Annotated in this window: 18 protein-coding genes and 1 tRNA gene; 2 read left to right on the forward strand and 17 right to left on the reverse strand. The window is 63.4% G+C overall.

Annotated elements, in window-relative coordinates; genetic code table 11:
* Positions 1–77 precede the first annotated feature (77 nt).
* From VGL01_RS10325 to VGL01_RS10375, 11 genes are all read right to left on the reverse strand, one after another.
* Positions 78–1,331 carry an NADH-quinone oxidoreductase subunit D gene (locus VGL01_RS10325; RefSeq protein ID WP_331568928.1) on the reverse strand — a complete coding sequence of 418 codons (1,254 nt, stop codon included), beginning with the start codon at positions 1,329–1,331 and terminating at the stop codon, positions 78–80.
* A gap of 9 nt (positions 1,332–1,340) precedes the next feature.
* Positions 1,341–1,943 carry an NADH-quinone oxidoreductase subunit C gene (locus tag VGL01_RS10330; RefSeq protein WP_331568930.1) on the reverse strand — a complete coding sequence of 201 codons (603 nt, stop codon included), beginning with the start codon at positions 1,941–1,943 and terminating at the stop codon, positions 1,341–1,343.
* 19 nt (positions 1,944–1,962) lie between these two features.
* Positions 1,963–2,442 carry a NuoB/complex I 20 kDa subunit family protein gene (locus tag VGL01_RS10335; RefSeq protein WP_027819582.1) on the reverse strand — a complete coding sequence of 160 codons (480 nt, stop codon included), beginning with the start codon at positions 2,440–2,442 and terminating at the stop codon, positions 1,963–1,965.
* Between the two features lie 65 nt (positions 2,443–2,507).
* Positions 2,508–2,867, reverse strand: coding sequence for an NADH-quinone oxidoreductase subunit A (locus VGL01_RS10340; protein ID WP_331568932.1), 360 nt, complete (start codon positions 2,865–2,867; stop codon positions 2,508–2,510).
* A gap of 156 nt (positions 2,868–3,023) precedes the next feature.
* Positions 3,024–3,108, reverse strand: a tRNA-Leu gene (locus VGL01_RS10345).
* 123 nt (positions 3,109–3,231) lie between these two features.
* Positions 3,232–3,597 carry a preprotein translocase subunit SecG gene (secG, locus tag VGL01_RS10350; RefSeq protein WP_331568934.1) on the reverse strand — a complete coding sequence of 122 codons (366 nt, stop codon included), beginning with the start codon at positions 3,595–3,597 and terminating at the stop codon, positions 3,232–3,234.
* A 66-nt stretch (positions 3,598–3,663) separates the two neighbouring features.
* The gene (gene tpiA, locus VGL01_RS10355) at positions 3,664–4,446 is read right to left on the reverse strand and encodes a triose-phosphate isomerase (protein ID WP_331568936.1); all 783 of its coding nucleotides are present in this window, start codon (positions 4,444–4,446) and stop codon (positions 3,664–3,666) included.
* A gap of 95 nt (positions 4,447–4,541) precedes the next feature.
* Complete coding sequence (locus tag VGL01_RS10360) at positions 4,542–5,558, reverse strand: NAD(P)H-quinone oxidoreductase (protein WP_331568938.1); 1,017 nt, start codon at positions 5,556–5,558, stop codon at positions 4,542–4,544.
* Positions 5,559–5,743: 185 nt separating this feature from the next.
* Positions 5,744–7,894 (reverse strand): polyribonucleotide nucleotidyltransferase, encoded by a 2,151-nt coding sequence (gene pnp, locus VGL01_RS10365; RefSeq protein WP_331568940.1) that lies wholly within the window; start codon positions 7,892–7,894, stop codon positions 5,744–5,746.
* Positions 7,895–8,183: 289 nt separating this feature from the next.
* The gene (gene rpsO, locus VGL01_RS10370) at positions 8,184–8,453 is read right to left on the reverse strand and encodes a 30S ribosomal protein S15 (RefSeq protein WP_173256573.1); all 270 of its coding nucleotides are present in this window, start codon (positions 8,451–8,453) and stop codon (positions 8,184–8,186) included.
* Between the two features lie 143 nt (positions 8,454–8,596).
* Positions 8,597–9,904, reverse strand: a complete 1,308-nt coding sequence (locus VGL01_RS10375; RefSeq protein WP_331568942.1) for a branched-chain amino acid ABC transporter substrate-binding protein — start codon at positions 9,902–9,904, stop codon at positions 8,597–8,599.
* A gap of 189 nt (positions 9,905–10,093) precedes the next feature.
* Here VGL01_RS10375 and VGL01_RS10380 point away from each other — a divergent pair, with 189 nt between their 5' ends.
* Positions 10,094–10,594: a hypothetical protein gene (locus tag VGL01_RS10380; RefSeq protein WP_331568956.1), complete on the forward strand. Its 501-nt coding sequence runs from the start codon at positions 10,094–10,096 to the stop codon at positions 10,592–10,594.
* A gap of 103 nt (positions 10,595–10,697) precedes the next feature.
* Positions 10,698–11,069, forward strand: coding sequence for a hypothetical protein (locus VGL01_RS10385; RefSeq protein ID WP_331568944.1), 372 nt, complete (start codon positions 10,698–10,700; stop codon positions 11,067–11,069).
* A 90-nt stretch (positions 11,070–11,159) separates the two neighbouring features.
* Here VGL01_RS10385 and VGL01_RS10390 read toward each other — a convergent pair whose 3' ends face one another.
* The 6 genes from VGL01_RS10390 to VGL01_RS10415 all read right to left on the reverse strand — a co-directional run bounded on the left by VGL01_RS10390 (position 11,160) and on the right by VGL01_RS10415 (position 18,147).
* Positions 11,160–12,710: a 2-isopropylmalate synthase gene (locus VGL01_RS10390; RefSeq protein ID WP_331568946.1), complete on the reverse strand. Its 1,551-nt coding sequence runs from the start codon at positions 12,708–12,710 to the stop codon at positions 11,160–11,162.
* Between the two features lie 276 nt (positions 12,711–12,986).
* On the reverse strand, positions 12,987–13,901 hold the full coding sequence (gene pssA / locus VGL01_RS10395) for a CDP-diacylglycerol--serine O-phosphatidyltransferase (RefSeq protein ID WP_331568948.1): 915 nt from the start codon (positions 13,899–13,901) through the stop codon (positions 12,987–12,989).
* 21 nt (positions 13,902–13,922) lie between these two features.
* Complete coding sequence (locus VGL01_RS10400; protein ID WP_331568950.1) at positions 13,923–14,561, reverse strand: phosphatidylserine decarboxylase; 639 nt, start codon at positions 14,559–14,561, stop codon at positions 13,923–13,925.
* 150 nt (positions 14,562–14,711) lie between these two features.
* Positions 14,712–15,728, reverse strand: coding sequence for a ketol-acid reductoisomerase (gene ilvC / locus VGL01_RS10405; protein ID WP_331568952.1), 1,017 nt, complete (start codon positions 15,726–15,728; stop codon positions 14,712–14,714).
* A gap of 93 nt (positions 15,729–15,821) precedes the next feature.
* Positions 15,822–16,313, reverse strand: coding sequence for an acetolactate synthase small subunit (gene ilvN / locus VGL01_RS10410; protein WP_173256566.1), 492 nt, complete (start codon positions 16,311–16,313; stop codon positions 15,822–15,824).
* Positions 16,314–16,434: 121 nt separating this feature from the next.
* The gene (locus tag VGL01_RS10415; protein WP_331568958.1) at positions 16,435–18,147 is read right to left on the reverse strand and encodes an acetolactate synthase 3 catalytic subunit; all 1,713 of its coding nucleotides are present in this window, start codon (positions 18,145–18,147) and stop codon (positions 16,435–16,437) included.
* Positions 18,148–18,255 lie beyond the last annotated feature (108 nt).

Raw genomic sequence — 18,255 nt, forward strand, 5'->3', positions numbered from 1 at the left:
ACCCGGCGTTCTTTGCGACCCGCGGCGCTCGCCGTCTGCGGCGCCCCGCCTGGGACGCGCAACATACGGCCAGGCGCTCAGCGGTCGATTTCGCCGAACACGATGTCCTGCGTACCGATGATCGTGACAGCGTCCGCGATCATATGGCCACGCGCCATTTCGTCGAGCGCTGCGAGATGTGCGTAGCCCGGCGCGCGAATCTTGAGCCGGTACGGCTTGTTCGCGCCGTCCGAGATCAAGTAGATGCCGAACTCGCCCTTCGGATGCTCGACGGCCGCATACGCCTCGCCTTCGGGCACATGGAAACCCTCCGTGAAGAGCTTGAAGTGGTGAATCAGCTCTTCCATGTTCGACTTCATCGCAACGCGCGAAGGCGGCGCGATCTTGTGATTGTCGATCATCACGGGGCCGGGATTCTTGCGCAGCCATTCGATGCACTGCTTCGCGATGCGCGTCGACTGGCGCATTTCCTCGACCCGTACCAGATACCGGTCGTAGCAATCGCCGTTCACGCCAACGGGAATATCGAAATCCATCTGGTCGTAGACTTCGTACGGCTGCTTCTTGCGCAAATCCCATTCGATGCCCGAGCCGCGCAACATCGGCCCCGTCATGCCGAGCTGCAGCGCGCGCTCCGGACTCACGACGCCGATACCGACGAGGCGCTGCTTCCAGATGCGATTGTCGGTGAGCAGCGTTTCGTACTCGTCGACGCAGGTCGGAAAGCGCGTGAAGAAATCGTCGATGAAATCGAGCACCGAGCCTTGGCGCGCCTCGTTCATCCGTTCGAGCGCCTTCGCGTTGCGAATCTTCGACGCCTTGTATTGCGGCATCGCGTCAGGCAGATCGCGATAGACGCCGCCCGGCCGATAATACGCTGCATGCATGCGCGCGCCCGAGACCGCCTCGTAGACGTCCATCAGGTCTTCACGCTCACGGAACGCATAAAGGAACACGGCCATTGCGCCGACGTCGAGCGCGTGCGCGCCGATCCACATGAGGTGGTTCAGCACGCGCGTGACTTCGTCGAACAGCACCCGGATGTATTTCGCGCGGATCGGCACGTCGATGCCGAGCAGCTTTTCGATCGCGAGCACATAGCCGTGCTCGTTGACCATCATCGACACATAGTCGAGGCGGTCCATGTAGGGCACGGATTGAATGAAGGTCTTGCTCTCGGCGAGCTTTTCGGTCGCGCGATGCAGCAGGCCGATATGCGGATCGGCGCGCTGGATGACTTCGCCATCGAGCTCGAGCACGAGGCGCAGCACGCCGTGCGCTGCCGGGTGCTGCGGGCCGAAGTTGAGCGTGTAGTTCTTGATCTCTGCCATGGCGCTCTCTCAGTGTTTCATACCGCCGTAGCGATCCTCGCGGATCACGCGCGGCGTGATTTCGCGCGGCTCGATCGTCACCGGCTGATAGACGACGCGCTGCTCTTGCGGGTCATAACGCATCTCGACGTAACCGGAGACAGGGAAATCCTTGCGGAACGGATGTCCGATGAAACCGTAGTCGGTCAGAATGCGGCGCAGATCCGGATGGCCTTCGAAGACGATGCCGTAAAGGTCGAACGCCTCGCGTTCGTACCAATTCGCCGAATTCCAGATGTCGACGACGGACGGGACGATCGGCATTTCATCGTCGGGGGCGAACACGCGCACGCGAAGACGCCAGTTGTTCGATACCGACAGCAGATGGAGCACGGCCGCGAAGCGCGGGCCGTCGTAGGCGCCGTCGCCATAGGTCTGATAGTCGACGCCAGCCAGATCGATCAGTTGCTCGAACCCGAGCGCGCGGTCGTCGCGCAGACGCTTCGCGATATCCAGGAAGTCGTCCGCCTTGACGACGATCGTCAATTCGCCGACCGATTCGGTTAGGCTCGAAAGACGGCCGCCGAAGGCCGTCTCGAGGTTCGCTTTGAGGGTCTCGAGTTTGCTTGCCATATTGTGGGGAGCCTCAGGCTTATTGACGGGCGATGGTGCTGGTACGCCGGATCTTCGCTTGCAGCTGGATCACGCCGTAGACCAACGCCTCCGCGGTCGGCGGACAGCCGGGCACGTAGACGTCGACGGGCACGATGCGGTCGCATCCCCGCACAACCGAATACGAGTAGTGGTAGTAACCGCCGCCGTTCGCGCACGAACCCATCGAAATGACCCAGCGCGGCTCGGCCATCTGGTCGTACACCTTGCGCAGCGCCGGTGCCATCTTATTGCACAGCGTGCCGGCGACGATCATGACGTCCGACTGGCGCGGGCTCGGGCGGAACACCACGCCGAAGCGGTCGAGGTCGTAGCGGGCCGCGCCCGCATGCATCATCTCGACCGCGCAACATGCGAGACCGAACGTCATGGGCCAGAGCGAGCCCGTGCGCGTCCAGTTGATCAGCTTGTCAGCCGTGGTGGTGACAAACCCTTCCTTCAAGACCCCTTCGATACTCATTTGCTTTGCACTCCAGGCGGAACGACCGGCGCTTGGCCCTCCGCGAGACACCGGCGATTAACCCATCACTCCCAATCGAGTCCGCCCTTCCTCCAGATGTAGGCAAAGCCCAGCAGGAGTTCGAGCAGGAAAATCATCATCGCCATGAAGCCGGGCCAGCCGATGTCGCGCAGGGCAACGCCCCACGGAAACAGGAACGCGGTCTCGATATCGAAAATGATGAAGAGGATGGCCACGAGGTAGTAACGCACGTCGAACTTCATGCGCGCGTCTTCGAATGCCTCGAAGCCGCACTCGTAAGGCGAATTCTTTTGACTGTCGGGCCTGTTCGGACCGAGGATCTTGCCAATGCTGACAAGCGCAATGCCTAAACCCAGGCCCACGAGAAGGAATAACAGAACGGGGAAGTAGGCTGCGAGGTTCAAGACTATCCTCTATCGGTTGGTTCTGAGTGCCACGGAGAAACTGGTGCATCCGCGATCGAAAACCACTTCGTCATGGCATTGCAAGCATGCCGCAAGCAAACCCCAGAAGTGACAATGCCAGCCGAAGCGAAGCATGCGGCTGGCATTGGATAACTTTGGTGCCGACGGCGAGACTCGAACTCGCACAGCTTTCGCCACTACCCCCTCAAGATAGCGTGTCTACCAATTTCACCACGTCGGCACTAATTGCAATCCCGGACAAACTCGCACAACTTGTTCGAAGACCCGCGAATCGCTTCAAGACTTAAATTCTAACCCGTCTATCAAAATTGTTCAACGCACGAATGCGTCGCCCAACGAAAAATTACTTCGGTACCGTCTGACCGGGCACGGCCGGTGCTGGTGCCGACACGGGCGCCGCTGCAGACGCCGCCGAGGCGGGCGCACTCACCGTCGGGATCGCACCGAGGACACCTGCCGAGGGCCGCGACTTGTACGAGCCGATGTACGTCAACGCGAGCGTCGTCACGAAAAACACTGCCGCGAGAACGGCCGTCGTTCGTGACAGGAAGTTGGCAGAGCCCGTCGCACCGAACAAGCTTCCCGATGCGCCGCTACCGAATGCCGCACCCATGTCCGCGCCCTTGCCGTGCTGAAGCAGGACGAGGCCAATGATGCCGAGCGCCGACAACAGCTGCACGACGATGATCAACGTTTTGAAAAACAGCATGACACCCACCTAAGTTATGGTTTGACACGCGGCGCTCGGGCGCCCCGTGCTGCAGCGATCTGCACGTCACACGGCGCGAGCCGTGCTCGCCGCCATGCAGATCGCCAAAAAATCATGGCTCTTGAGCGACGCGCCGCCGATGAGGCCGCCGTCGATATCGGCCTGGCCGAACAAGGCTTCCGCGTTGTCCGGCTTCACGCTGCCGCCATAAAGCAGCGTGACGTCCGCCAGGCCCGCGTCTTTCGCCGCGAGGCGGGCACGCAGGAACGCGTGCACTTGCTGCGCTTCGTCGACCGTGGCGCTCTTGCCTGTCCCGATGGCCCACACGGGCTCGTAGGCCACGACGATGCGCGCCAGCTCCTGCACGGAAAGCGTGTCGAGCACGGCATCGATCTGCGCCCCGACAACCGCTTGCGTCGCGCCGGTTTCGCGCTGCTGGAGCGTTTCGCCCACGCAGACGATCGGCGTCAGACCCGCCGCCAGCGCGCGCTGCGCTTTGAGCGCGACGACCTCCGACGTTTCGCCGTGATAAGCGCGGCGCTCGGAATGGCCGACGATGGCAAGCGTGGCACCAAATTCGGCCGCCATTTCAGCCGCGGTTTCGCCTGTATAGGCGCCGTGCGTGTACGCCGAAACATCTTGCACGCCCCACGCCAGCGGCCCGCTGCGCAGCAGCGCTTCGGTTTGCGCGAGATACGGAGCCGGCACGCATACGCCAATGCGGACCGTCTCCGTAATGGAGCCCGCCTGCAGCAACGCGCGCAAGAGCGCCTCGTTTTCGGCGAGCCGCCCGTGCATCTTCCAGTTACCGACTACCCACTTTGTCCGCTTCGCCCGCTCGTTCGCCATGCCTGTTCTGCCCCCTCGGCTATCGTGCCGCCCGCCGCTGCCGCGGCTGCCGCGCACGCAAAACGCGCAATTTTACTGTGCGCGGGCGGACCGGGTCAAACCGTGAGCGTCCAGTCAAGCACGATTTTGCCGATATGCTCGCCGCTTTCCATCAGCGCATGCGCCTCCTTCGCCTCGTGCGCCGGCAGCACACGATAGACGATGGGCTTGATGCGGCCCGCTTCCAGGTGCGGCCAGACGTGCGTTTTGAGCTCGGCCGCCACGCGCGCCTTGAAGTCCACCGCCCGTGCCCGCAGCGTCGACCCCGTGATCGTGAGCCGCCGGCGCAGCACCTCGCCCAGGTTGAGCTCGGCCTTGGCGCCGCCCAGCAGCGCGATGATGACGAGACGGCCGCCGTCGGCCAGCGCCGACAGCTCGCGCGGCACGTAACCGCCCGCGACCATATCGAGGATCACGTCGACACCCCGGTCGTTCGTGAGCGACTTCACCACTTCGACGAAATCCTCGGACTTGTAGTTGATCGCGCGCTCCGCGCCGAGCGCCTCGCACGCCTTGCACTTTTCGGCGGTGCCGGCGGTTGCAAAGACACGGAACCCCGCGGCGTGGGCGATCTGGATCGCCGCCACGCCGATGCCACTCGAGCCGCCTTGCACGAGCAGCGTCTCGTTCGCGCCCCCTTCGCCCGCACCCAGTTGCGCGCGCTCGAAGACATTGCTCCAGACCGTGAAGAACGTCTCCGGCAGCGAGGCCGCTTCCACATCGGTGAGACCGGCCGGCACCGGCAGACACTGCGCGAGCGGCACGGCCACGTACTGCGCGTAGCCGCCCCCGGCGAGCAGCGCGCAGACGCGATCGCCCATCTTGAGCCCGAACGGATTGTGTTTCCCCTCGAGCGTGCCGCCGACGATCTCGCCGGCGACTTCGAGGCCCGGCAAGTCCGATGCCCCCGGCGGCGGTGCGTAAGCACCCTTGCGCTGAAAGACGTCCGGCCGATTGACGCCCGAGGCCGCGACCTTGAGCAGCACCTCGCCGGCTCTCGGTTCCGGCATGGGCCGCTCGGCCAGCGCGAGGACTTCCGGTCCGCCGAATTCGGTAATTTCGATTGCTTTCATCCGCATCACCCTTGGCTCAAATCTTCATCGATCGCGCACATGCGAGAAGCATCGTGCGCCTTCGCCGCTGGGCCCCAAGTATGCGCCGAAGCGCCGATCCCGGTCGGCCCCGCGCGGGGAGGAGCACGGCAAAAAAACGGCCGGCGTGCGCGAAGCACGGCCGGCCGTTTGCGCCCGTCACCGCATTACTGCTGCGGCGCGGACTCGGGCTGAGCGGCGCCCGACGCGGCGTCGTTCAACAGGGCCTTGGCCGACAGGCGCACGCGTCCCTTCTCGTCCGTCTGGATGACCTTGACCTTCACCTGCTGACCTTCGGAGAGGTAGTCCTTGATGTCCTTGATACGCTCGTTCGCGATCTCGGAAATGTGCAGCAACCCGTCCTTGCCCGGCAAGATGTTGACGATGGCGCCGAACTCGAGGAGCTTGAGCACCGTGCCTTCGTAGACCTGGCCTACCTCGACCTCAACCGTGATCGCTTCGATGCGGCGCTTCGCTTCGGCCATGCCTTCGCTGCTCGTGCTGGCGATCGTGACGACGCCGTCGTCCGAGATGTCGATCGTGGTGCCGGTTTCTTCCGTCAGGGCACGGATCACCGAGCCGCCCTTGCCGATCACGTCGCGAATCTTCTCGGGGTTGATCTTGACGGTGATCATGCGCGGCGCGAATTCGGAGAGCTGGTCGCTCGCACCGGCCACGGCTTCCTTCATCTTGCCGAGGATATGCATGCGCCCTTCTTTCGCCTGCGCGAGCGCGACCTGCATGATTTCCTTCGTGATGCCCTGGATCTTGATGTCCATCTGCAGCGCGGTCACGCCTTCGGCCGTGCCGGCCACCTTGAAGTCCATATCGCCGAGGTGGTCCTCGTCACCGAGGATGTCCGTCAGCACGGCGAACTTGTTGCCTTCGAGGATCAGACCCATCGCGATGCCAGCGACGTGCGCCTTCATCGGCACGCCCGCATCCATCAGCGCCAGGCAGCCGCCGCAGACGGACGCCATCGACGACGAGCCGTTCGACTCGGTGATTTCCGAGACGACGCGAATCGAATAGCCGAACTCTTCGGCCGTGGGCAGGCACGCCACGAGCGCACGCTTGGCCAGGCGGCCGTGACCGATTTCGCGACGCTTCGGCGAGCCCACGCGCCCCGTTTCGCCCGTTGCGAACGGAGGCATGTTGTAGTGAAGCATGAAGCGCTCGCGATATTCGCCTTCGAGCGCGTCGATGATCTGTTCGTCACCCCGCGTGCCGAGCGTGGCAACGACGAGCGCCTGCGTTTCCCCGCGCGTGAAGAGCGCCGAGCCGTGCGTGCGCGGCAGCACGCCCGTGCGGATCTCGATCGGGCGAACGGTACGCGTGTCGCGGCCGTCGATGCGCGGCTCGCCGTCGAGGATCTGACTGCGGACGATCTTTGCCTCGATGTCGAACAGGATGTTGCCGACGGCCGTCTTGTCGGTCGGCATCTTGCCGGCCGCCAGCGCTTCCTCGTCGAGCTTCACGCCGGTTTGGGCATAGATTTCCTTCAGCTTGGCCGAGCGCGCCTGCTTGTTGCGCAGCTGATAGGCGGCGACGAGTTCGCCATGCGCGAGTTCCGTCACGCGGGCGATCAGCGCCTCGTCCCTGGCTGCCGGCTGCCAGTCCCACTCGGGCTTGCCGCCCTCGCGCACGAGCTCGTGAATGGCATCGATCGCCGTTTGCATCTGCTCGTGACCGAAGACGACTGCGCCGAGCATGATGTCTTCGGGCAGTTGATCCGCTTCCGACTCGACCATCAGCACGGCACGCTCGGTGCCGGCCACGATGAGTTCGAGGCGCGATTCCTTCGTCTGCGAGCGCGTCGGGTTCAGTACGTACTGGTTATCGATGTAGGCGACACGCGCGGCGCCGACGGGGCCGTGGAACGGCAGTCCCGACACGGCAAGCGCGGCCGATGCGCCGATCAGGGCCGGAATATCCGCCGGGATCTCGGGATTCACCGACAGGACGTGGATGACGACCTGCACTTCGTTGTAGAAGCCCTCGGGAAAGAGCGGACGCAGCGGCCGGTCGATCAGGCGCGAGGTCAACGTCTCGTGCTCGGACGGGCGCCCTTCGCGGCGAAAGAATCCGCCCGGAATCTTGCCGGCCGAATAGGTCTTTTCGATGTAATCGACCGTCAGCGGGAAAAAGTCCTGACCGGGCTTGGCCGTCTTCGCACCGACGACGGTGGCGAGAACGACGGTGTCTTCGATGTCGACGATGACTGCGCCGGAGGCCTGACGAGCAACTTCACCGGTTTCGAGGCGAACGTTGTGCTGCCCCCACTTGAATTCCTTGACGACCTTATTGAATATGGACATGGTCACTCCTTCTCACTTTTTGTGTTCATCTTCAGCGCGCAAGCCGCAATCCGCTCGTTCGAGGGGCAGCTGGCGCGCCAGCGTGCCGACACACCTGCGGGAAGAGAAGTGTTATGCCATTCCAGCGCCATGCTCGCGAATCACGCGTGCGTCGTACTGGAATGACACAATGCTCCGCCCGCTTCGGGACGACTTGCCGCGCGGCCGATCCGCGCCGTCGCGGCACAAAAACAAAATGCCTGCATCAGCAACCTGACACAGGCATCTCGCACAAAACGACGTTTGCCGGTTACTTACGCAGACCCAGCTGCTCGATCAGCGAACGGTAACGGTCGGCGTCTTTATTCTTCAGGTAGTCGAGCAGCTTGCGACGGCGGCTCACCATGCGCAGCAGGCCGCGCCGGCTGTGGTGATCCTTCGAGTGCGACTTGAAATGGGACGTCAACTCGTTGATGCGCGAGGTCAGCAACGCCACCTGCACTTCGGGCGAGCCCGTGTCATTCGCGCCGCGAGCGAACTTCGCGACGACTTCGGACTTGTTGATATCAGCAACAGACATGTGATTTCCTTTGTTACGAACAAGCGGTCACGGAAGAAGGGCCGTGCCGTGGGTAATCGGACTACTACGAAACGGTACTACAAAAACGAAGCGCGTATTCTAGCACAGACCGTCGTGGCGGCCACCCGCCCGTAATGGGGGGCTCAAGGGCGTTTCATCCTGCACATGACAGGCGGCACCGTCTGGGCGCGCGGCAGCGCCAGGACCGTGCGAAAGCCGTAACCCGACCCCTCGTTGTCGAATCGAACGCCCGGCGTGCCGGCTTTGTCCATCTCCATCACATAAAGGGGCTGGATGAGCTGATGATCGTCGGCCCGCATCGTGACGTGTTGAAAGCCGTTTTCGTAATCCATGCCCTCGAGCGCCCGGGCGACGTCCTCGGCCCGAGTCGTATGCGCGCGGGAAATCGCCGCGGCAAGCATTTCGATCATGATTTCCATGCGCAAGACGGGGTAGTCGTCCCGCGCGGCCGGGAAACGCGTTCGGAAAGCGGCGTAGTAAGCGTCCGAGGCCGCCGGATTCGCCCCGGCCGCCCGATCCGGAAACAGGGCTGACGCGCCGGCGTTCGGATGCCAATCAGCCACCGCCAGCACGCGCTTCACTCCGGCATCGCCGAGCGCCGCCGGTGCTCCCAGGCTGTTGCCGTAAAACGTATAGAACTTGCCCGCGAAGCCCTGCTCCCGGGCCGCCTTCACGAGCAGCGTGAGATCGTTGCCCCAATTGCCCGTGACGACGGCGTCGGCGCCGCTCGCGCGGATCTTGGCGATATAGGGCGTGAAATCCTTGATCCGGCCGATCGGGTGGAACTCGTCGCCCACGATGGCGATGTCGGGGCGCTTTTCGCCGAGCGCGGCGCGAGCCAGCGCGCTCACGTCGTGCCCGAAGCTGTAGTCCTGATTGAACAGGTAGACCTTCCTGATCGCGCGGTCCCCGGCGATGACGGTCGCCAGCGCGTTCATGCGCATGCCCGCGTGCGCATCGAAGCGAAAGTGCCAGAAACTGCAGCCGGCTTCCGTCAATGCGGGATCGTCGGCCGAGTAGTTGAGGAACAATTGACGGTTGTCCGGCTCGCGAGCGTTGTGCTTGTCGATAGCCGCGATGAGCGCGGCAGCCACGGCCGAGCTGTTGCCTTGCAGGATGAACGGAATGCGCCGGTCCGCCGCGACGCGCTCTTCGACGAGCGCCTGCTCGACGCTGCCGCGGCTGTCCAGCACGACGAGTTCGAGCGGATGGGCGCCGTCGGCGAGCATCACGCCGCCGCGCTGGTTCACCCGCTCGATGCCGAAGCGCAGATTGCGCTCCACGGCCGCGCCGGCGTCGGCGAATGGCCCGGACATGCCCTCGATCAATGCCAGCCGGACGGGCTCGCCGCCCGGACCTGCCGCCGCCGCGGCCAACGCCCACGCCCCAGCCACGATTGCCACCGCCACACGGGCCGCCCATTGCATCATCGGTATGTCTTCCTCTTGCTCTGAATCGCTCGAAGCGCGGATCATAGGGCGTGCGGCGCCGCGCCGCAAGCGTGGACCGCTCGCCATGCACGGTGGCCGAACCCGTGATAAAACGCCGCTGGGATGCGCGAAGGCGCAATGCAACGAACTGCCGGCGAAACGCGAGGCAAATGGAGGATTTTCATGTCGATGCGAATGCGTCTTTACGCCACGCTGGCAGCCGCGGCGCTCTTGGCCGGATGCGTGCCGCCGTGGGAGCACTTTCAGCCCGGCGAGGACCAGTCGGCACTCGTCGCCCGTTTCGGGCCGCCGCGCGAAATCTACGATCTGCCCAGCGGCGGCAAACGTCTGATGTGGCCGACCCAGCCGATGGGCGAAATCACGATGGCGGCCGATGTCGACCCGACGGGCAAGGTACAGAGCCTGCGGCAGGTGCTGCAACCGAGCGAGTTCTATAAGGCCCAGATCGGCCAATGGACGCGGCGCGATGTGCTCGTCAACTTCGGCCGGCCCGTCGAGACCTCCTACTTTCCGCTGATGAAGCGCGAGGTCTGGACCTATCGCTATCTGGAAGCCAATGTCTGGTACATGATGTACAGCTTTTATTTCGACGATGCCGGCATATTGCGGCTCACCCAAAAGACCCCGGACCCGCTGCACGACCCCGATCGTCACCGCTTCGGGTTGTGATGTGGCGCAACGCGGTGGCATGAGGCATGCGCGCCTGATGGGTTTGCGCTAGGCACGCGGATTGCTCCCTAAAAAAGCATCCCCAGCTCGCAGGGAGGTGTCGATGGAGCCGTTCCGAATTCTCCTGACTGCAACGGTGCTTTTTGCCATTGCGGCCGTAGGCGGGGTGGTCATGGCCGGCATGCGTTTCGCCGGCAAGGACTACCCTCCGACTTCCCTGGCGATGCTGCACGGCACACTGGCAGCCGCCGCCCTCACTCTGCTCATCTACGGCGCCGCGACGGTAGGCGTGCCAGGCCTCGCGATCGCTGCCATTGTCCTGTTCGTGCTGGCTGCCGCGGGCGGAGCCTTCATGAATCTGAGCTACCACTGGAAGCATCTGGCGCTGCCGAAGGCCATCGTCATCGTGCACGCCGTCATTGCGGTGGTGGCCTTCATTTTGTTGATTCTCGCGACTGTGGCTGCGCACGGCTGAGCCGCGCGGGACGCTGAACAGCAAAAAGGCCTTCCGGGGAAGGCCTTTCGATCGCTGCGTGAAGTCGCGCCGCTGCACGGCGCGTCGTCGTCAAAGCTCGGGGCGTTGCGGGTTGACCTTGTCGGCTCCCGAATAGAGCTTGTTGAGCGCCGAGATATAGGCCTTTGCCGAGGCCGCGACGATATCGGGATCGGTACCGACACCGTTCACGATGCGCCCGCTCTTCGAGAGCCGCACCGTCACCTCGCCTTGGGCCTGCGTACCCGTCGTAATGGCGTTCACCGAGTACAGCAACAGTTCCGAGCCGCTCGCGGCCTGTGCTTCGATGGCATTGAGCGTCGCGTCGACGGGACCGTTGCCGTCAGCCTCGCCGACCACTTCCTTGCCGCCCACCGATATCACGATGCGCGCATGCGGCCGCTCGCCGGTCTCCGAGCGCTGCGAAAGCGAGACGAACTTGTAGTGCTCCCGCTCCTGCGCTTCGGCCGATTCCTCGGAAACGATCGCGATGATGTCTTCGTCGAAGATCTCGGCCTTGCGGTCCGCGAGTTCCTTGAAACGCGAAAATGCGGCGTTGACCTCGGTTTCGCTGTCGAGCGTGACGTGCAGTTCCTGCAGGCGCTGCTTGAACGCGTTGCGGCCCGAGAGCTTGCCCAGCACGATCTTGTTGGCCGACCAGCCCACATCCTCGGCGCGCATGATCTCGTACGTATCGCGAGCCTTGAGCACACCGTCCTGATGAATCCCGGATGCGTGAGCGAACGCATTGGCGCCCACCACCGCCTTGTTCGGTTGCACGACGAAGCCGGTGATCTGCGAGACGAGCTTCGATGCGGGCACGATCTGCGTCGCGTCGATGCCGAGTTCGAGACCGAAGTGGTCTTTGCGCGTCCTGACGGCCATCACGATTTCTTCCAGCGCCGTATTGCCGGCACGCTCGCCCAGGCCGTTGATCGTGCATTCGACCTGACGCGCGCCCCCGATCTTCACGCCCGCGAGCGAGTTCGCGACGGCCATGCCGAGGTCGTTATGGCAATGCACCGAGAACACGGCCTTGTCCGAATTCGGAATGCGCTCGCGCAACGTCTTGACGAGGTTGCCGTAGAGCTCGGGGACGCCGTAGCCGACCGTGTCGGCGATATTGATCGTGGTCGCGCCCTCGTCGATGACCGCTTCGAGCACGCGACACAGGAAGTCCATATCGGAACGGCTGCCGTCTTCGGGCGAAAACTCGACATCGTTCGTGAATTTGCGCGCGAAGCGCACGGCAAGCCGAGCCTGCTCGTAGACCTGTTCGGGCGTCATGCGCAGCTTCTTCTCCATGTGCAGCGGAGAAGTCGCGATAAACGTATGAATACGGAAACGCTCGGCCGGACGCAATGCATCGGCGGCCCGCTGGATGTCCTTGTCGTTCGCACGCGCGAGCGAGCAGACCGTGCTTTCCTTGATGATCGAGGCGATCGCATTGATGGCGTCGAAATCGCCATTGGAACTCGCCGCGAAACCGGCCTCGATCACATCGACCTTCATCCGCTCGAGCTGCCTCGCGATGCGAATTTTTTCGTCTTTCGTCATCGACGCGCCCGGCGATTGCTCACCATCGCGCAACGTCGTGTCGAAAATAATCAGCTTGTCTGCCATCTCGGGTCTCCAGGGACGATGATAGGTGCGTTCGATAAGGGGAATTGCGGCGTGGCCACCGCTGGCGACGCCGAACAACGAACGAGGCAGACGGGGGCGAAAACGGTCAGCGCGATAGGTGCGCGAGCGCAGGCGCGAGACCGCATAGCGGCGCACCGGCTAGAAACGACAGGAGGGGAAATGCGAATTTCGGCATGTCGCCGAATATAACGGCATTCGCAAAAACGTGCAATCGCCCGGCGCCGCGCGGAAAACCCCGAGCGGCGCCGCAGCGGATCAGTCGTGCGGAGCCGAGCGGGCAGGATTGGCACGACGGCGCAGTGACAGATAGGCCCAGAACGCGTAGCCGGAAAGGCCGTAAAGCACGAAAAGGCCGAACAGCATGAGGGGCGGATCGGACGAAACGAGCACGAACGCCATGACGACCAGCAAGATGGCCGCGAACGGCACGCGATGCCGCACGTCGAGCGCCTTGCCGCTGTAAAACGGTGCATTGGACACCATCGTCACCCCGGCATAAACCGTGAGGCCGAATGCCACCCACGGCAGCCACACGAGCTTGAGCGGCACCCGGTTATCGGTCGCGAGCCAGACGAAGCCCGCGATCAGCGCGGCAGCGGCCGGGCTCGGCAAGCCCTGGAAGAAACGCTTGTCGACCACGCCGATATTCGTATTGAAGCGCGCGAGCCGCAGCGCGGCGCCCGAACAGTAGACGAAGGCGGCAAGCCATCCCCATCGCCCGAGATCTTTCAAAATCCACTCGTACATGACGAGCGCCGGCGCGACGCCGAACGAGACCATGTCGGACAGGCTGTCGAACTGCTCGCCGAAGGCGCTTTGGGTATGTGTCATGCGGGCGACGCGCCCGTCCATGCCGTCGAGCACCATTGCGACGAAAATGGCGATCGCCGCAATTTCGAAGCGCACGTTCATCGCCTGTACCACGGCGAAGAACCCGCAGAAAAGCGCGGCCGTCGTAAACGCGTTCGGCAGCAGATAGATGCCGCGCTTGCGCAGGAACTGCTGGCGTGCCGCGCGGCGCCTTTCGGCCGGCGCGGGGGCACCGCCCGATCCGGCGTCCCCCATGGAGCCGTCCCGCTGGCCTTCCCCGGGAAACATCTTATGACGGCGAAACGGCCGCGGCAGCGCCGATTTTCCGGCGCGTGGGCGACGCGGTTTGAATGCGGCCATCGAACTCTCCTCGAGCCAGGCTCAAAGCTCGGCGAGGATCGTCGAGGAGGCATACACCTTCTCGCCGATCGAGACACGGGCGCGGCTGCCGAGCGGCAGATAGACATCGACGCGCGAACCGAAGCGGATGAAGCCATAGCGCTGCCCCCGCGCGAGCGGCTCGCCTGCACGCACGTAGCAGAGAATGCGCCGCGCGATGAGGCCGGCGATCTGCACCGCGGTCACCGTATGGCCGCTGCCTGTCTCGATGACGACCGCATTGCGTTCGTTTTCGAGCGAGGCTTTATCGACGGCTGCATTCAGGTAGGCACCCGGAAAGTACTCGACCTTCGTGATGGCGCCGTCAACGGGCGAGCGTTGCGAATGCACATTGAAGACGTTCATGAACACGCTGATTTTGAGCGCTTCGCGACCGGCGTAGGGATCGAGCGTAGTCTCGACTGCGACGATGCGGCCATCGGCCGGGCACAGCACCGCGTTCGGCTCGCTCGGAATCGGGCGCGGCGGATCGCGGAAGAATTGCACGACGAAGACGAGCAGCAGCCAGAAGAGCCACGCCACGCCGAACCCCGCGATCGCATGGATCACGAGCGCGAGGACAGCGGCAATCGCGATGAATGGCCAGCCTTCGCGCGCGATGATCGGATGAGGGTAATTCATGGATCGGTTCAGTCTTTTTGTAAAACCATAGGATAGCAAAAGCCGTCCGGCGCACGACGCGCGGGACGGCCTCAGGTATTGCACATTCCTTTCGCGAGCGGACCTTTTTCAGCGCTGTGCCGAGCGAGGCCCGCCATTGACGCGCGAAAATCAGTTCTTCGACTGGTCGACGAGCTTGTTCTTCGCGATCCAGGGCATCATCGCGCGCAGCTTCTCGCCGACCTGCTCGATCTGGTGCTCGGCCATCAGACGGCGGCGCGACTGCAGCGTCGGTGCGCCAGCGCGGTTTTCGAGGATGAAGCTCTTCGCGTACTCGCCCGTCTGGATATCCTTGAGCACGTCCTTCATGACCTTCTTCGTCTCTTCGGTGACGACGCGCGGCCCCGTCACGTATTCGCCGTATTCGGCGTTGTTCGAGATCGAGTAGTTCATGTTGGCGATGCCGCCTTCGTAGATCAGATCGACGATGAGCTTCAGCTCATGCAGGCATTCGAAGTAGGCCATTTCGGGCGCATAACCGGCCTCGACCAGCGTTTCGAAACCGGCCTTGATGAGCTCGACGGTGCCGCCGCAGAGCACGGCCTGCTCGCCGAAGAGGTCCGTCTCGGTTTCTTCGCGGAAGTTCGTTTCGATGATGCCCGCGCGTCCGCCGCCGTTGGCCGCCGCGTACGAGAGCGCGATGTCGCGCGCCGCGCCCGACTTGTCCTGCGCCACCGCGATCAGGTGGGGCACGCCGCCGCCTTGCGAGTACGTGCCGCGCACGGTGTGGCCCGGGGCCTTCGGCGCGATCATGATCACGTCGAGATCGGCGCGCGGAATTACCTGGCCGTAATGCACGTTGAAGCCGTGCGCGAAGGCGAGCGCCGCGCCTTCCTTGATGTTCGCATGCACTTCGGTCTTGTAGACCTCGGCGATCTGCTCGTCGGGCAGCAGCATCATGACGACGTCAGCGCCCTTCACGGCTTCGGCCACTTCCTTGACCGCGAGGCCCGCGCCTTCGGCCTTCTTCCACGATGCACCGCCGCGGCGCAGGCCGACCGTCACGCGCACGCCGCTGTCCTTGAGGTTCAACGCGTGGGCATGGCCTTGCGAGCCGTAGCCGATGATCGTGATGTCCTTACCCTTGATGAGGGAGAGGTCGGCGTCTTTATCGTAGAAAACTTTCATGTTCGTTCCTTCGCTTAATCGATTCGATTCAATGAACTGCTGGGCGGTGCCCTGGCTTCGCGTTTCGCAGGCAAGGCACCGGTCGTACCGGCCTCAGACCTTCAGTATCCGCTCGCCGCGGCCGATACCCGAGCTGCCCGTGCGGACCGTCTCGAGGATCACCGTCGTGTCGAGCGCCTCGATGAAGGCATCGAGCTTGTCGCTCGCGCCTGTCAGCTCGATCGTATAGGTCTTCTCGGTCACATCGATGATGCGGCCGCGGAAGATATCCGCCATCCGCTTCATTTCTTCGCGCTCCTTGCCGACCGCGCGGACCTTGATCAGCATCAGCTCGCGCTCGATGTGGGCGCCTTCGGTCAAGTCGACCACCTTCACCACCTCGATCAGGCGGTTCAAGTGCTTCGTGATCTGTTCGATCACGTCGTCCGAGCCAATGGAGACGATGGTCAGGCGCGAGAGCGAGCGATCCTCGGTCGGCGCCACCGTCAAGGTTTCAATGTTGTAGCCGCGTGCCGAAAAAAGACCGACGATGCGCGAGAGCGCACCCGGTTCGTTTTCCAGCAGGACGGAGATGATGTGTCTCATTTCGAGTTTCCCGTTTTATCCAGATGTCGATGCGAAGCGATGCCGCCGCTCCCGCTCGCCGCTTCGCGCCTTTCGTGAAGGCGGGCGGACGAACGCGGGCCGCGCGCGGCACCGGCCGTCGTTAGAGGTCCTCGGCGCCGAGCAGCATCTCGGTGATGCCCTTGCCGGCTTGAACCATCGGCCAGACGTTTTCTGTCGGATCGGTCTGGAAATCTAGAAACACGGTGCGATCCTTGAGACGCAGCGCCTCCTTCAATGCGGGTTCGACATCCGCCGTTTTTTCGACGCGAATGCCGACATGGCCATACGCTTCGGCCAGTTTCACGAAGTCCGGCAGCGCATCCATATAGGAATGCGAATAGCGCTTGCTGTATTCGATCTGCTGCCACTGGCGGACCATGCCCAGATAGCGGTTGTTGAGCGAAATGATCTTGACGGGCGTGTCGTACTGTTTACAGGTCGACAGTTCCTGGATGCACATCTGGATGGACCCTTCGCCCGTGATGCAGACGACCTCGGACTCGGGGTGCGCCATCTTGACGCCCATCGCGGCCGGCAGACCGAAGCCCATCGTGCCGAGGCCGCCCGAGTTGATCCAGCGGCGCGGCTTGTCGAAGCGATAGAATTGCGCGGCCCACATCTGGTGCTGGCCGACGTCCGAGCAAACGAATGCGTTGCCGTCCGTCAACTCCCACAGCTTTTCGACGACGTACTGCGGCTTGATGATCGTGCTCGCGCGGTCGTACTTGAGGCAGTTCTTCTCGCGCCAGGCCTCGATCTCTTTCCACCACTGCGCGAGGGCCTCCGTATCGGGCCCGTGCTCCGCATGCTGGAGCTGCTCGATGAGCTCCTTGAGCACTTCTTTCACGTCTCCGACGATCGGGATATCGACTTTCACCCGCTTGCTGATCGACGACGGGTCGATGTCAACGTGGATGATCTTGCGTGGACGCGACGAGAAATGCTGCGGATCGCCGATCACGCGATCGTCGAACCGCGCGCCGATTGCGATCAGCACGTCGCAGTTCTGCATCGCCATGTTGGCTTCGTACGTCCCATGCATGCCGAGCATGCCGAGGAACTTCCTGTCGCTCGCGCGATAGGCGCCGAGCCCCATCAGCGTGTTCGTGACCGGGTAGCCGAGCAGATCGACGAACTGGTTGAGCTCGCGCGACGCGTCGGCCAGCACGATGCCGCCGCCCGTATAGATATAGGGGCGCTTGGCCGACAGCAGCAGGGAGACCGCCTTGCGAATCTGCCCCGAATGGCCCTTCGTCACCGGGTTGTACGAGCGCAACGAGACGCTCTTCACGGGCTCGTACTCGCACGGCATTTTCGAGATGTCTTTCGGGATATCGATCAACACAGGGCCGGGGCGCCCCGTACGCGCGATGTAAAACGCCTTCTTGACCGTGGCCGCGAGCTCGCGCACGTCTTTCACGAGGAAGTTGTGCTTCACGCACGGACGCGTGATGCCGACCGTGTCGCATTCCTGGAACGCGTCCTGCCCGATCGCGGCCGTCGGCACCTGCCCGGTGATGACGACCATCGGGATCGAATCCATGTACGCGGTCGCGATACCGGTCACCGCATTCGTGACGCCCGGCCCCGAGGTGACCAGCGCCACGACGATCTTGTGCGACGAGCGCGAATAGCCGTCGGCCGCGTGGACCGCGCCCTGCTCGTGGCGCACGAGCACGTGCTTGACCCGCGTCTGCTTGAAAAGCTCGTCGTAGATGTTGAGGACCGCCCCGCCGGGGTAGCCGAAGACGTAGTCGACGCCTTCTTCCTGAAGACAGCGGATCAGGATCTCCGCGCCCGTCAATTCCATGATGTGTCCATGCCTTTGCGTATGCCGTCGCGCCGTCGCGGCGAACGGGTGAAAACCATCGGTCGCACTCGCGTGGAGCGCGCGCCCGCCAAGGCTCGATCGGGTAGAAAG

The sequence above is a fragment of the Trinickia sp. genome (assembly GCF_036503415.1).
Taxonomy (GTDB): domain Bacteria; phylum Pseudomonadota; class Gammaproteobacteria; order Burkholderiales; family Burkholderiaceae; genus Trinickia.